Origin of the sequence: Mycoavidus cysteinexigens (assembly GCF_003966915.1) — a bacterium.
Taxonomy (GTDB): Bacteria; Pseudomonadota; Gammaproteobacteria; order Burkholderiales; family Burkholderiaceae; genus Mycoavidus; species Mycoavidus cysteinexigens.
The window spans coordinates 2,495,901-2,509,666 of sequence record NZ_AP018150.1 but is presented as its reverse complement, the minus strand read 5'-3'; the positions used below and the strand labels follow the sequence as shown (position 1 = coordinate 2,509,666).

The following is a 13,766-nucleotide window of genomic DNA, read 5'->3' as shown; positions in this document are numbered from 1 at the left end:
CAAAGCATGCATCCCCCTGGTCCGAGTGAATTCCAATGCGGGCGTTTTCGTCTTGCGCTAACTCGCCCGCTGGTGATGGGGATTCTTAATATCACCCCCGATTCATTTTATGACGGTGCGCGTTTTCTTCCGCATGAGGCTGCCTTGGCGCGTGCGCACCAAATGGTTGACGAGGGTGCGGATCTGATTGATATTGGGGGCGAATCGACGCGCCCAGGCGCGCAGGCCGTACCCCTTAACCAAGAGCTCGGTCGTGTGTTGCCCATGATCAAAGCGTTGCGTGAAATTGGCATACCGCTTTCTATCGATACCCATAAACCTGAGGTGATGCGCGCAGCTTTGGCTGAGGGCGTAGATTTAATCAACGATATTTGGGGTTTTCGGCAGCCGGGCGCGCTTGAGCAAATCAAGCAGAGTAGTTGTGGTCTATGCGTGATGCATATGAGTGGCGATCCACAGACAATGCAAAAAGCTCCTTCATATCAAGACGTGGCGAGCGAGGTCGCGGCTTTTTTGCAAGCGCGTATTGTCGCGCTGGAAGCCGCCGGGATCGAGCGCACGCGCATGAGCGTGGACCCTGGGTTTGGGTTTGGCAAAACGCTTGAGCATAATTACACTTTGCTGGCGCGCTTGGCGCAGCTAGCACCGGCTGACGTACCGTTACTCATTGGTGTATCGCGTAAATCGATGCTAGGCGCTGTCACTGGCCGGCCGGCTAACGAGCGGGCCGCGGCAAGTATTGCTGCCGCAATTTGCGCCGCTGAACGGGGTGCGCGCATCATTCGCGTGCACGATGTAGCGCTCACCGTCGATGCTTTAAAAGTGTGGCATGCGGTACGCACCGCTGACACGGGTCAATAAAGGGAAATTAACCATGAAGCGCCATTATTTTGGTACCGATGGTATTCGCGGTAAAGTGGGTGAACTGCCGATTACCCCAGATTTTGTCTTACGCCTTGGTTATGTCGCAGGTAAAGTATTGGCCGGAGCCGACCAGCGGCTAGCGGCAGGTAGTCGGCCAACTGTCTTAATCGGAAAAGACACACGCGTATCCGGCTATATGCTTGAAGCTGCGTTAGAGGCAGGACTCTCTGCGGCGGGGGTCGATGTTATGTTAGCCGGCCCGATGCCCACGCCAGGCGTAGCCTATCTGACCCGCGCTTTACGCTTAGCGGCGGGCGTGGTGATTAGTGCTTCGCATAACCCTTATTACGATAATGGGATTAAGTTTTTTTCAGCCGACGGCAATAAATTGCCAGACGAAATCGAGCGCGCGATTGAAGCGGACCTTGAGCGAGATCTAGTCTGCGCCCCCTCGGAAAAACTGGGCAAGGCGCGCCGGCTAGATGATGCGGCCGGACGCTATATTGAGTTTTGCAAGAGCACTTTCCCGGCTCAATTTGATTTGCGTGGGATGAAATTGGTGGTCGATTGCGCGCATGGCGCGGCTTATGATATTGCGCCCCATGTATTTCATGAATTAGGAGCCGATGTGGTCGCGCTCGGTACTCAGCCTAACGGTTTCAATATTAATCAAGATTGCGGCGCAACTGCGCCCAATGCATTGATAGAAGCGGTACGAGCAAACCATGCAGACTTGGGGATTGCGTTGGATGGGGATGCCGATCGGCTGCAAGTTGTCGACGCTGCTGGGCGCTTATACAACGGCGATGAGTTGCTTTATGCGCTGGTCGTTGACCGTATTGCGACGGATGGCAAAGTGGCCGGCGTGGTAGGCACGCAAATGACCAATTTAGCGGTAGAAATTGCATTGCAGAGGTTAGGCGTTGCTTTTGAGCGCGCTGCCGTGGGTGACCGTTATGTGCTTGAGCGCTTACGGGAACGCGGTTGGCAGCTAGGTGCGGAAGGCTCCGGCCACATTTTATCGCTTGATCGGCATACGACTGGCGATGGCATTGTTTCTGGGTTGCTGGTGCTGGCCGCTTTAAAACGAAGTGGTAGCTCGCTTGCTACGATCTTGCGCGAAGTCCAACTTTTCCCACAAAAATTAATTAACATTCGATTACACCCAGAGAATAATTGGCAGACGAATCATGAGGTCAAGGCGACCATTGCTGATGCCGAGCGCGCACTGGGCGATACAGGCCGGGTCTTAATTAGGGCCTCTGGCACCGAACCCGTGTTACGTGTGATGGTTGAGGCGGCAGCAGCGACGGCTGCGTCGCATTACGCAGAAGCCATTGCTGAAAAAGTGCGTGCCGCTTAAGCGTGGTTACCATTCAATCGAACTCATCATTTTTCACTAACAGAAAACAGGTGCCTTGGAGGTAACGCAAACGTGGCGGTTTAATTTCTGTTTCTATCTATTTTTTGCAGACCCTAATCTAATCGCAGTTCACAGCCGACAACTATGGGCGACCACCAGAATCAAAAGTAATCTTGCAAAAGCCTGGGGCGCCTCATTCATTCTGATGCGCTTGTTTTCTTTACCATTTGTTAGCGGCAATACACATTACCTCGGCCAATATCTCGATTAAACCAGCGTTTTTTAAGGATTGGAGCGCAGCTATGTGCAATAGGTGGCCAGTATCATCTTCCTATTCTAGAGCCTCTTAATTCTTTTAGAAGTTCTCGCTTATACGCCAACTCTAAACTTCTTCTTCCATAGCGGTTGCATATTTCTTGCAAAACTTTGTCGTAGGTTATCTCAAGTAGCTTACATAATTCTTCTTTATTATTAATAACTACAGATATGTCTTCGTAATAAGTAAGAGCAATTTTCCTTAAGTCGTTAATGGAATAAGAGTTAATAAAAAATTTACTATATAGCTCTTCGTTGCTAAAAATAAGTATAGCCACTTCTTTTTGAGTGAGTGCTATTTCTTTTAATTTTAAAATCAAATAATTTTGATTGGTTATTTTTTGATGGAGTTCCTTTGTTTTAAAAATAATTAAAGCTGCTTCCGGTTGATGGATTAAAATATCGAAAAGATTTTTGCTGGCAATATTGTTTTCCAAAATTTTTCTATAAAATATTGGATTATTTAATATTGTTTTTGCAGAGATGGGATTAGAAATGGCGATTTTTGTTAACATACATCCTGAATTTTCACTCAGTAAAATTTTATTATAAAAATATTCATTATCTAATATGAATTCAGCAATTTTACTATCGCTTATTGCTTCTTCTATTAATTGATTTTCAGGTAGATTGTTCAATCTGATGAAAAATATATCTCCTTTTTCATCAGATTGAACGTATTCAAATTTTCTGGCAGAAAAATTATTCATAAAAATATTTTTCGCCTGATCTTTATTCTTTGATAAATAATTTTGCTTTATTAAATTTTTCCAAATTAAATCATCGTCAACTATCGCTTTAAATTTTTTGGAGACCAATTCAATAGAGCTAAGTTCTTTAATTGGTAAATGTTGAATAATTTTAAAAAGAATTTCATTTGGAACGCGATTTATAATCATTTTAATCCTTTGGGTGTATTTGAATTTGGTTGCTTAAATATATATTTTTTTATCGGGGAGAGCTGAGCATTTGCACTATAAATATTGCTTCGTAATTTAATATCTAACTTCGCATAAAAGCTTCATGGTTAAAAAATAAGTTATTTACTATATGACAAGATAAAGAAAGAAAAGTTCATTATTTTAAATCTCTAAATTTAAGGATGTTCTACCATGAACCTAAAATTGATTGAAGCTGCTCTAAGTAATTATTGTCAAGATGAAAAAGACGAAAAAAAAACGCAAATTAAAACAGCGATAGAAAATTCTTTAGTCGGGAAACACAAATTAAATTTGAAAAATTGCGATGCTGAGGCTGTTCAGTCTGTACCAAAGGAATTATGGGGGGCACTAGAAGGAATCAAATCACTCACATTGCCTCCAAAATTACAAAAATTACCCGATGGAATACAGTCAATCGAATCTCTTAATCGCCTAAAGATTAAAGATGCAAAAATAGAGCATATTGACCTGAGGAACCTTAACGTGCGGGAACTTAAACTAAGTGGCGAGAGTATAAAAAAAGTTAGCGTTAAACCGAAAACCCGAGTCTATTATGATAGCAAACGAGATGAAAAACTTCCAGTCATCTTTGACGATAGCGGAAAAGATGTAAAAGGAACAGCGATGAGACACTTTTACCTTTCTGCCACTTTCAAAGAAAATGAGAATACAAAAGGTATTTTAAAAAATAATTTGAATCTGCTGCATAAATCCAAAGAAAATAGTTTTGAAATTGCTTGTAGGCACCTGGCATATAATGAAATTATACTCGAGCAAGGGCATATTGAAGAGAAAGAATCTGGGGGGCAGCTATATGAAAGAAAATCAGATAATAGATATTTTCATTTAAGTGAAGGTGGAATAGAAAGCGAGATAACGTTGGAACATGAAATTGGCTATAATAAGATTGTAAATGAAGCTACAGAGAATTATGTGGTTGGCCACACACAATGGGAAGAATTTTTAAAAGACCAATTCCCTGATATAACTCCAGATTCCCCTAAACAGATGCTAATGGTATCCGGAAATCATGTTATGGCAATTAGTCTCTCAACAAAAAATGCAACGCATATTAAACCTAAGCAATATATTATAGAATTTTACGACCCGAATGATACTCTCACCCATAAAAGAATTATAATGGATAATTTTGATAAATTGGGAGGTATGGGTATAAATGATTTGATGCAAGAAGAAAGCATTCGTACTTATTATGGAAATGGTAAAGAGGAATGTTCATTACTTCAACTTGTTCCTAAAGGTGCTTTTGAAAATCCTATGGATCCAATGTCACAAATCGAAGATAAAACACGAAAGCATAAAATATTTCTTTCTGAAAACGAAAAAAATAACCCCATGTGGGCACATTGCCTATTTAGCTCTAATTTGTCACTCAATCAATTAGAAGAGGCGGTTGATAAATCTCCAAATATGGAAACAAGATTAAAATTATTAGAAGCAAGTAACGGAAAAGGAGAATCAGGATTATATTATGCATTACGCTCTAATAATAGTCATAATCTGATAGAAAATTATTTTAATATTTTGCATGTTCAATATAAGAAATCTAATATTGAACAGGACGATATTGGAAGATTGTTGGCTTCAAGGAATGAATCTGAAGTTCCAGCGCTTCATATGGGATTTGATGCAGGAAATATCCAAAGCGTGGAAGAATTTTGGGAAGTGTTAAAAAAATGTCATGAAAAAGGGATGATAGAGCCATCTCATATAAAAAATATATTGATTCCTACTGGTTCTAATGAACTAGCGTTGCTGCCTCTCATTGTAAATGGAAATAACGATGATAAAATAGAATTGTTTGCTAAAATTTTAAATGAAGCGCGTGATAGTAGTTATATAAATGATCAGGAAATATTGGAGATTTTACTCGATAAAAATGAAGGTGATATTTCCGGGTTTGAAGAGATTTACTTGACTGGAGAGCTGCCTGGATTCACCTCTCTTATAAACAAATTAAATCTTCCACAGGAAATGAAAAGCCACTTACACACAGAAATGTTAAAGTTTGTAAATAATCCAGAGTAGGTATAATTATAGAGGCAAGGTTTTTTTATAAATATTGATGGGCCGTTTGGTGCAGTATCAGATATTTTAACGGCGATGGGCTGCGGTGTGCGCTCGTCGTCGATCGGATTGCGTCGGATGGCAAAATTGCTGGCGCGGCAAAGACGCAGATGACCAATTTAGCGTTAGAAGTCGCTTTACAACGGTTAGGCGTTGCTTTTGAACGGGCCGCTACGGAATGTAATGAGCGCCTCCCCTAATGAAGAGGAGCCTGCTACGATTTTGGTATGATTCCTCCCCATTAAATGAATAGAATGCAATCAAACAGATGTCGTTTTCGAGTGCAGAGTATGCGAGTAAAAAGGAGATCACTCGCCGAGAGAAATTCCTCACAAGCATGAATACGCTGGTGCCCTGGACCCGCCTGCTTGGAGCGCTCGAACCGTTCTATCCTGAGGGTCTACGAGGTCGTCCGCCGATGGGACTGGAACGCATGTTATTACGGCTTTACTTCATCCAGCAATGGTATGCGCTAGCGGATGAGGCATTTGAAGATGTGCTGTATGACAGCCAGCCTCTATGTGATTTCGTGGGCATCGACCTAGGCTGCGAATCCGTGCCCGATGCAACGACCGTTCTGAAATTTCGCCGTCGACTGGAAATTTATAATCTGACCCGCACAGCCTGCTCGCTGAAATGAACGCGCATCTCAGTGAACAAGGGTTACTAATGCCCCAAGGTACAATCGTCGATGCCACCCTTTTTGCGGCGCCTAGCTCCACCAAAAATAGCGACAGCAAGCGGGATCTGAGATGCATCAAACGAGGAAGGGGAATAATTGGCACTTCGGCATGAAGGCCCACCTTGGGGTGGATGCAGACTCTGGTCTAGTGCATACCGTACCCACTACGCCTGCCAATACTTCGGACGTGAGCGAGACCCATCATTTATTGTATGGCGCCGAAACCGAGGTGTTTGCCGACGCCGCACACACGGGCGCGCCAGAACGCGATGAGTTGAAGAAATGCCATGCCAAATGGAACATCATGGCCCGACCTAGCTCATTGAAGCAGCTTAAAGAGGGGCCGCTGCATGAACTGACTCGGCAACTCGAGCATATCAAGGCACAGATTCATGCGCGAGTCGAGCATCCATTTAATATTATCAAAAACTTGTTTCGCCACAAAAAAGTACGTTATTAAGGGTTGGTCAAGAATACGGTGCAGTTATTTGCTTTGTTTGCGTTAGCGAATATCCAGACTGCGAAGCGCAGATTACAGGCTCAATCCGTCCAAACTACGGGTTGAGCGGGAAAGTTAGACAAAAATGGCTCGTTTGAGCTCAAAAATTGCACACACTTTCCTTCACTCCGCATTTTTCATGCAGTAATTACCATGCCTTTGGAAAACTTCCATTAAATCAGCATTTCCTTAAAATAAATATTTTACTCATTAAATTTGTGTAAATTAAACTCATTTATGGTCTGTATGGCTTTTCTTTTTAAGAAAATTTAAATTTCTTCTTTGTTATATACAATGCCGGTTCTAGATGAAAAAGAAGAGATTTACGCAAATTTATCTTGCAAATAGTTGGGGGATGAGTAAACAACAAATTTTCCAATCAATAATGAACAAGTACTTGATTAGACAAGCTGGCGCGATACCGAAGAGCCAATCTTGGACTGAAGGAGGACTTTAAAAAGATCTCAGGCGAAACACTGCATCCCAGAAATTCATCGACTGCTAAAACGCTTCGCAAGCTTTGCGCTCGTTTTAAATTGCGTAGCAAAAAACCTCGTTACAATACTTCAGTTGAATTTCGTCTACAGTAACGCTAATGCGTGCAGTAGAGCGGGTCAAATTCAGCCGCTATGTTATGTTCCGTTTGCTAAACTATGAGCGATTCCTGGCTTTCTAGTTTTTCGCTTAGATCATCGAGAGCGATTATTAAAATGCTAAGCTTTGCGACTTTTTCGGTTTGTTGTTTGTCCAACTTTTTAAACCTGTGGGAGTTCCAATGAGTCTGATTAAAACCTTGTTTGTGGGCTTAGCTGCAATCGCCTTTGCCGCTGCTAGCCAGGCGGCCGATATTACTGGTGCGGGTAGCACGTTTGCTGCCCCTATTTATATGAAATGGGCGGATGCCTATCAGAAAACAGGGGGAGGTAAGGTCAATTATCAAGGCATTGGGTCATCAGGTGGAATTAAGCAAATCAATGCAAAAACAGTCGATTTTGCTGGTTCCGATATGCCTTTGAAAGAGGATGAACTTAACCGCGCAGGTTTATTCCAATTTCCAACCGTGGTGGGGGGCGTGGTGCCGGTGGTGAACGTGCCTAATGTAAAGCGGGATGAATTGGTGCTCTCAGGCCCAGTATTGGGTGATATCTACCTTGGAAAAATAAAAAAATGGAACGATCCAGCGCTTGTCGCATTGAATCCAGGGCTCAAATTGCCTGATCTTGATATTGCCGTGGTGCATCGCGCGGATGGCTCAGGCACGAGTTTTATTTGGACGAATTATCTCTCTAAGGTGAATCCGCACTGGCAAAAAAATGTAGGCGAGGGCGCTACGGTAAGTTGGCCGGTTGGTACGGGGGGTAAAGGCAATGATGGCGTAGCTGCTTTTGTGCAACGTTTGCCAGGCGCAATTGGTTACGTTGAATGGGCCTATGCGAAATCGGGAAAGATGCAATATGCACGGTTAAAAAACACCGCAGGCGCTATTGTCGAGCCGAAAACCGAAACCTTTAAAGCGGCTGCCGCAGCCGCAGATTGGTCCAAATCCTTTTATCAAATTCTGACTAATCAGTCAGGTAAAAACGCTTGGCCGATCGTTGGCGCTACTTTTGTCATGCTGCATACAAAGCAAGATAAACCCGCGCAAGGCCAGGAAATTGTGAAATTCTTCGACTGGGCGTTTGACGCGGGCCAACCGGCCGCGGCTGAGCTGGATTATGTGACGTTACCTAAGCAAGTTACCGATCATATTCGCGCACAGTGGCGGGGTAATTTAAGAGATGTGACTGGCCAGCCGTTGATTCGCTAAAATAAGATTGCCGCTGCTCATGAAACTGTCTGGCAAAGTTGCCTTGCCTAAGCCGCGCCTGGTTAGGCGTAAAGCGCTGAGCCCGCTGTCTCGGCTTGGCGATAAATGTTTTGCCGTACTCACGCGCGGCGCGGCGCTCGTGAGCTTGCTGATCTTCGTTGGCATCATCCTCTCGCTATTGGTCGCAGCCTGGCCGGCGATGCAAAAGTTTGGCCTGGGCTTTCTTTGGCAGTCGCGCTGGGATCCGCCGTCCGACGTATTCGGCGCCTTGGCGCCCATCTATGGCACCTTGGTCACATCGTCGATTGCTTTGCTGATTGCCGTACCGGTCAGTTTTGGCATCGCATTTTTCTTGACGGAATTAGCGCCGGCTTGGTTACGCCAGCCACTGGGGATGGCCATTGAATTGCTAGCGGCGATTCCATCGATTGTTTATGGCATGTGGGGCCTACTGGTTTTTTCTCCAATTTTTGCTGACTTTTTTGAAAAGCCGATAGGCGCATTGCTCGGTCCATTGCCCGTGTTGGGTGCGTTGTTCCGCGGGCCGCCAATTGGTACGGGTCTGCTGTGCGCGGGCGTGATCCTGGCGATGATGATTGTGCCTTATATTGCTGCGGTCATGCGTGAAGTGTTTGAACTCACTCCGGTATTATTAAAAGAGTCAGCTTATGGCATGGGCTGTACGCGCTGGGAAGTGATGCGCCATATTGTTTTACCCTATACCAAAACAGGCGTGGTGAGCGGCGTCATGCTTGGGCTTGGCCGCGCGTTGGGTGAAACCATGGCGGTCACTTTTGTGATCGGCAATACCAATTTACTGCGTAATGTATCGCTTTTTTCACCCGGCAATAGCATTACCTCAGCGCTTGCCAATGAATTTGCTGAAGCCGGCGCCGGCTTGCATAGTGCGGCATTGATGGAACTGGGTTTAATTCTCTTTTTAATTACGTTTGTGGTTTTGGCTTTATCTAAATGGATGCTGCTTAGACTTGAGCAAAAAGAGGGGGGCAGATGAGCTTGCATTCAACCTCGCCTTCACGTCGCCTGAACTTAGCCTTTGTGCAATTGCAGGCGCGCCGCCGCCGCCGCAATCTGCTTGCTTTGACGCTTGCATTGGCGGCTATGGCGTTTGGTTTATTATGGCTTCTGTGGATTTTGTGGACGACCTTCAAACTGGGCCTAGGCGGTTTATCGCTACATCTTTTTACGGAGATGACGCCACCGCCCAATACCGCAGGGGGTGGCCTCGCAAATGCAATTGTCGGCAGCATGCTTTTGGTCGGGTTGGCGACTTTGATTGGCGCGCCGCTGGGCGTGCTGGCGGGTATCTATTTGGCTGAATACGGACAACGAAGCTGGCTTGCGCCCACGGTGCGCTTTCTCAATGATATTTTGCTGTCCGCCCCTTCGATTGTGATTGGTCTTTTTGTTTACGCGTTGGTGGTAACGCGTAGTGGACATTTCAGCGGCTGGGCTGGCGTATTGGCACTGGCTATTATCCAAATTCCAATCGTGCTGCGCACCACTGAAAATATGCTGAAATTGGTGCCCAGCGCGTTACGCGAAGCCGCTTTCGCCTTAGGCGCGCCAAAATGGAAAATGATTGGTGCGATTACGTTAAGAGCGGCTGCGGGTGGGATCGTCACCGGCATTTTATTGGCAGTGGCGCGCATTGCTGGCGAAACCGCGCCGCTTCTCTTTACCGCTTTATCCAATCGGTTCTTTAGCGTCGATCTGAATCAGCCTTTAGCGAGTTTGCCAGTCACGATCTTCCAGTTTGCAATGAGTCCTTATGCAGAATGGCAGCAGCTTGCATGGGCAGGAGTTTTTTTGATTACGCTAGGGGTCTTGGGACTAAACCTTTTAGCTCGTCTAGCGCTTAGGAAAAAGTAAATGGTGCATATTCCAGACAAGGCTTTGTCTTCTCCCGCCAAGCTCCAGATCAAACAGTTGAATTTTTTCTATGGCCAATATCGCGCGCTAAAGAACATTGAACTGCCAATACCGGAACGCAAAGTCACCGCGTTTATTGGACCTTCTGGCTGCGGTAAATCTACGCTTTTACGCACCTTCAATAAAATGTATGCCCTCTATCCAGAGCAGCGCGCTGAGGGCGAAATTTGGATGGACGGAGAAAACTTGCTAAGCCCGAAGCAAGATATTGCTTTATTGCGCGCGCGGATTGGCATGGTGTTCCAAAAGCCGACGCCTTTCCCAATGTCGATTTATAACAATATTGCATTCGGCGTGCGCATGTTTGAAGCACTCTCACGCACTGAAATGGATGAGCGGGTCGAATGGGCTTTGACGAAGGCGGCTTTGTGGAGTGAAGTAAAGGATAAATTAAACGCCAGCGGCCATAGCCTCTCAGGCGGGCAGCAACAGCGTTTATGCATTGCGCGGGGGATTGCGATTCGTCCAGAAGTCTTATTGCTCGATGAGCCGTGTTCTGCGCTCGACCCTATTTCGAGCGGGCGGATTGAGGAGTTGATTGCAGAATTAAAAAGTGATTACACGGTTGTGATTGTCACGCATAATATGCAGCAAGCTGCGCGTTGCTCAGATTACACGGCGTATATGTATTTGGGTGAGTTAATCGAGTTTGGCGAAACCAGCCAAATTTTTGTGAAGCCTGCCCGCAAAGAAACCGAAGATTATATTACGGGCCGTTTTGGCTAAGGAGGTGGATCCATGTCCGACAAACATCTGTCGAGCCAGTTTGATGCCGACTTGAACCTTCTGTGCGCAAAAGTGCTTGAAATGGGGCGTTTTGTTGAAATGCAAGTGGTAACCGCTATGCGTTCGCTGAACGATCTCAATGCTGAGGCGGCGGCTCAAGTGATTAGAAATGAGCAGCAGCTCAACGCGATGGAAATTGAAATTGATCAAGCGTGTTGTTATACGATTGCGCGGCGTCAGCCTGCGGCGCGAGATCTGCGGCTCTTAATGGCGATCTCTAAGATGATTCCAAATCTTGAGCGCGCTGGCGATGAAGCGGAAAAAATTGCTACTAGCACCCAGCGCATCATCGCCAACGGTGCGCGCATGATTAATTATTCTGAAATCAAACTCGCGGGTGAGATGGCGGTGACGATTTTGCGGCGCGCATTAGATGCATTTGCCCAGTTTGACCCACTTGCCGCCGCGCAGATCGTGCGTGATGACCGCGCGCTGGACGAAGAATTCCGAGCTTTTGTGCGCAAGCTAATTACCTATATGATGGAAGACCCGCGCACCATTTCGGTAGGGTTAGATTATCTTTCGATTGCCAAAGCGATCGAGCGCATTGGAGACCATGCTACTAATTTAGCCGAATTCATTATCTATATCGTTAAAGGCACCGATGTACGTCATGTACCGCCTGACCAGCTTGAGCGTGAAGTGTTAACTTAGAAAAAAATGCTTCATTTTTTGAAAAAAATAAAAGTCGAGGGGAGTATTAAAAAATGGAAAAAATCTGGCTGAAATCGTATCCATCCGGGGTTCCTGCTGAAATTGATTTATCCGCTTATGCCTCGTTGGTTGAATTATTTGAAGAAAGCTTTAGCCAACACGCAGAACGAGAAGCTTTTGTTTGTATGGGCAAAGGCATGACTTATGCCGAGCTAGAGCGCCTCTCACGCCAGATGGCCGCTTGGTTGCAAGCGCAAAATTTACAGCCAGGTGCGCGCGTGGCGTTGATGCTGCCGAACCTTTTGCAATATCCCGTGGCGATGATGGCGGTGTTGCGCGCGGGTTATGTGGTGGTCAATGTGAATCCACTTTATACGGAAAATGAACTTGAGCATCAATTAAACGACAGCGGCGCTGAAGTGATTGTGGTCTTGGAAAATTTCGCCGCGACCTTAGCTAAGGTTATTGCGCGCACGGCCATTAAACAGGTGATCGTAGCTTCAATCGGCGATTTAATGGGGGTTAAAGGGCCCTTCATTAATGTTGCGGTACGCTATTTGAAGAACATGGTGCCGCCTTGGCGGCTGACAAATTATGTCCGTTTTAATGAGATGTTGGCGCGTGGCGCACGCTTGCCTTTTGTCGCCACTCGGCCACGCGCGGAAGATATTGCTTTTTTGCAATATACCGGTGGTACGACAGGACTCGCTAAAGGCGCCATTTTATTGCATCGCAATATTTTGGCGAATGTTTTGCAATCAGAAGCCTGGCTTGCGCCGGCACATCGCCATCGGTCAGAAATTAAGCAATTGATTACGGTCGTTGCGTTGCCGCTTTATCATGTGTATGCACTGACGGTTTGTGCGCTGCTCAGCATTCGCAATGGTGGATTGGGGATTTTAATTCCCAATCCACGCGATATTGACGGTTTGATTAAATCTTTAAAACCCTATCCATTTAATACATTTCCGGCGGTCAATACACTGTATAACGCGTTACTCAATCATCCGCGTTTTGGGCAACTCAATTTTTCAAAGTTATTGGTGGCCAATAGCGGAGGAATGGCGGTGCAAGAAGCCGTGGCGCGCCGCTGGTTCGATTGCACGCGTGCGCCAATTGTCGAAGGGTATGGGTTGTCAGAGACTTCGCCATGCGTGACCTGCAATTCGGTGGTTGCCACGACTTATTCAGGCACAATTGGCGTGCCGCTTCCCTCAACTGAGGTATCGATTCGAGATGAAGACGGCGTAGAGGCGCCGCCAGGTCAAAAAGGCGAGATTTGCATCCGTGGGCCGCAATTAATGGCGGGTTATTGGCAGCGGCCGGATGAAACGGCTAAGGTCATGACGGCCGATGGTTTTTTTAAATCCGGCGATATTGGCATGATGGATGAAAATGGCTGCATCAAAGTGGTCGATCGCAAGAAAGATATGATTATCGTATCTGGGTTTAATGTCTACCCGAATGAAGTTGAAGATGTGCTCGCGCAGCACCCCGGTATTTTTGAAGCGGCAGCGATTGGCGTGCCAGATGAGCATTCTGGAGAGGTGGTAAAGATTTTTGTGGTTAAGAAAGATCCGGCTTTGAAGGAAGCGGAGGTGATGGCTTTTTGCAAAGAGCGGTTAACTGGGTATAAGCGCCCGAAGCTGATTGAGTTTCGCGCTGAATTGCCTAAGACGAATGTGGGGAAGATTTTGCGTAGGGCTTTGCGGGAACCCCAGAAATAAAGGTCAGATATATTAATTGAGGTATAAAAAAAGGCGCCCGAAGGCGCCTTTTTAATTACAATTTAATGCAGTTCTTTATCTTTATCT

10 protein-coding genes and 2 pseudogenes are annotated in these 13,766 nt (G+C 45.8%); 11 read left to right on the top strand and 1 reads right to left on the bottom strand.

Going from position 1 to position 13,766, the window contains the following annotated elements; all coding sequences use genetic code 11:
- The first annotated feature begins 6 nt into the window (after window positions 1–6).
- Both folP and glmM (MCB1EB_RS10570) read left to right on the top strand, forming a co-directional pair.
- Entirely contained in the window at window positions 7–861 is an 855-nt protein-coding gene (gene folP / locus MCB1EB_RS10575; RefSeq protein ID WP_045364433.1) for a dihydropteroate synthase, read from the top strand.
- 13 nt (window positions 862–874) lie between these two features.
- Window positions 875–2,227, top strand: coding sequence for a phosphoglucosamine mutase (gene glmM, locus MCB1EB_RS10570; RefSeq protein WP_045364436.1), 1,353 nt, complete (start codon window positions 875–877; stop codon window positions 2,225–2,227).
- 323 nt (window positions 2,228–2,550) lie between these two features.
- On the opposite strand, the gene MCB1EB_RS10565 is transcribed toward glmM (MCB1EB_RS10570), so the two are convergent.
- A complete protein-coding gene (locus MCB1EB_RS10565) occupies window positions 2,551–3,441 on the bottom strand; it encodes an F-box protein (RefSeq protein WP_045364439.1) in 891 nt (296 codons plus the stop codon).
- Window positions 3,442–3,654: 213 nt separating this feature from the next.
- Between MCB1EB_RS10565 and MCB1EB_RS10560 the strand changes: the two genes are divergently transcribed.
- From MCB1EB_RS10560 to MCB1EB_RS10525, 9 genes and pseudogenes are all read left to right on the top strand, one after another.
- Complete coding sequence (locus tag MCB1EB_RS10560; RefSeq protein ID WP_045364442.1) at window positions 3,655–5,532, top strand: ShET2/EspL2 family type III secretion system effector toxin; 1,878 nt, start codon at window positions 3,655–3,657, stop codon at window positions 5,530–5,532.
- A gap of 59 nt (window positions 5,533–5,591) precedes the next feature.
- Window positions 5,592–5,744 (top strand): annotated as a pseudogene (glmM, locus tag MCB1EB_RS12460) (phosphoglucosamine mutase); the annotation flags it as partial.
- 95 nt (window positions 5,745–5,839) lie between these two features.
- Window positions 5,840–6,818, top strand: a pseudogene (locus tag MCB1EB_RS10555) (IS5 family transposase).
- Between the two features lie 709 nt (window positions 6,819–7,527).
- Window positions 7,528–8,559 carry a phosphate ABC transporter substrate-binding protein PstS gene (gene pstS / locus MCB1EB_RS10550; protein ID WP_045364445.1) on the top strand — a complete coding sequence of 344 codons (1,032 nt, stop codon included), beginning with the start codon at window positions 7,528–7,530 and terminating at the stop codon, window positions 8,557–8,559.
- Between the two features lie 19 nt (window positions 8,560–8,578).
- The gene (pstC, locus tag MCB1EB_RS10545; protein WP_081953548.1) at window positions 8,579–9,574 is read left to right on the top strand and encodes a phosphate ABC transporter permease PstC; all 996 of its coding nucleotides are present in this window, start codon (window positions 8,579–8,581) and stop codon (window positions 9,572–9,574) included.
- Window positions 9,571–10,452 carry a phosphate ABC transporter permease PstA gene (pstA, locus tag MCB1EB_RS10540; protein ID WP_045364448.1) on the top strand — a complete coding sequence of 294 codons (882 nt, stop codon included), beginning with the start codon at window positions 9,571–9,573 and terminating at the stop codon, window positions 10,450–10,452. The genes pstC and pstA overlap by 4 nt, the downstream gene beginning before the upstream one ends.
- The gene (gene pstB, locus MCB1EB_RS10535) at window positions 10,453–11,238 is read left to right on the top strand and encodes a phosphate ABC transporter ATP-binding protein PstB (RefSeq protein ID WP_026921501.1); all 786 of its coding nucleotides are present in this window, start codon (window positions 10,453–10,455) and stop codon (window positions 11,236–11,238) included.
- Window positions 11,239–11,250: 12 nt separating this feature from the next.
- Window positions 11,251–11,952: a phosphate signaling complex protein PhoU gene (phoU, locus tag MCB1EB_RS10530; RefSeq protein ID WP_045364451.1), complete on the top strand. Its 702-nt coding sequence runs from the start codon at window positions 11,251–11,253 to the stop codon at window positions 11,950–11,952.
- Between the two features lie 53 nt (window positions 11,953–12,005).
- On the top strand, window positions 12,006–13,679 hold the full coding sequence (locus tag MCB1EB_RS10525; protein WP_045364454.1) for a long-chain-fatty-acid--CoA ligase: 1,674 nt from the start codon (window positions 12,006–12,008) through the stop codon (window positions 13,677–13,679).
- Window positions 13,680–13,766: the final 87 nt, after the last annotated feature.

Bases quoted from the DNA above. Each gene is read 5' to 3' on its own strand.
- phoU (WP_045364451.1), top strand. From the start codon at position 11,251: ATGTCCGACAAACATCTGTCGAGCCAGTTTGATGCCGACTTGAACCTT.
- glmM (WP_045364436.1), top strand. From the start codon at position 875: ATGAAGCGCCATTATTTTGGTACCGATGGTATTCGCGGTAAAGTGGGT.
- folP (WP_045364433.1), top strand. From the start codon at position 7: ATGCATCCCCCTGGTCCGAGTGAATTCCAATGCGGGCGTTTTCGTCTT.
- pstC (WP_081953548.1), top strand. From the start codon at position 8,579: ATGAAACTGTCTGGCAAAGTTGCCTTGCCTAAGCCGCGCCTGGTTAGG.
- MCB1EB_RS10560 (WP_045364442.1), top strand. From the start codon at position 3,655: ATGAACCTAAAATTGATTGAAGCTGCTCTAAGTAATTATTGTCAAGAT.
- pstB (WP_026921501.1), top strand. From the start codon at position 10,453: ATGGTGCATATTCCAGACAAGGCTTTGTCTTCTCCCGCCAAGCTCCAG.
- MCB1EB_RS10525 (WP_045364454.1), top strand. From the start codon at position 12,006: ATGGAAAAAATCTGGCTGAAATCGTATCCATCCGGGGTTCCTGCTGAA.
- pstS (WP_045364445.1), top strand. From the start codon at position 7,528: ATGAGTCTGATTAAAACCTTGTTTGTGGGCTTAGCTGCAATCGCCTTT.
- MCB1EB_RS10565 (WP_045364439.1), bottom strand. From the start codon at position 3,441: ATGATTATAAATCGCGTTCCAAATGAAATTCTTTTTAAAATTATTCAA.
- pstA (WP_045364448.1), top strand. From the start codon at position 9,571: ATGAGCTTGCATTCAACCTCGCCTTCACGTCGCCTGAACTTAGCCTTT.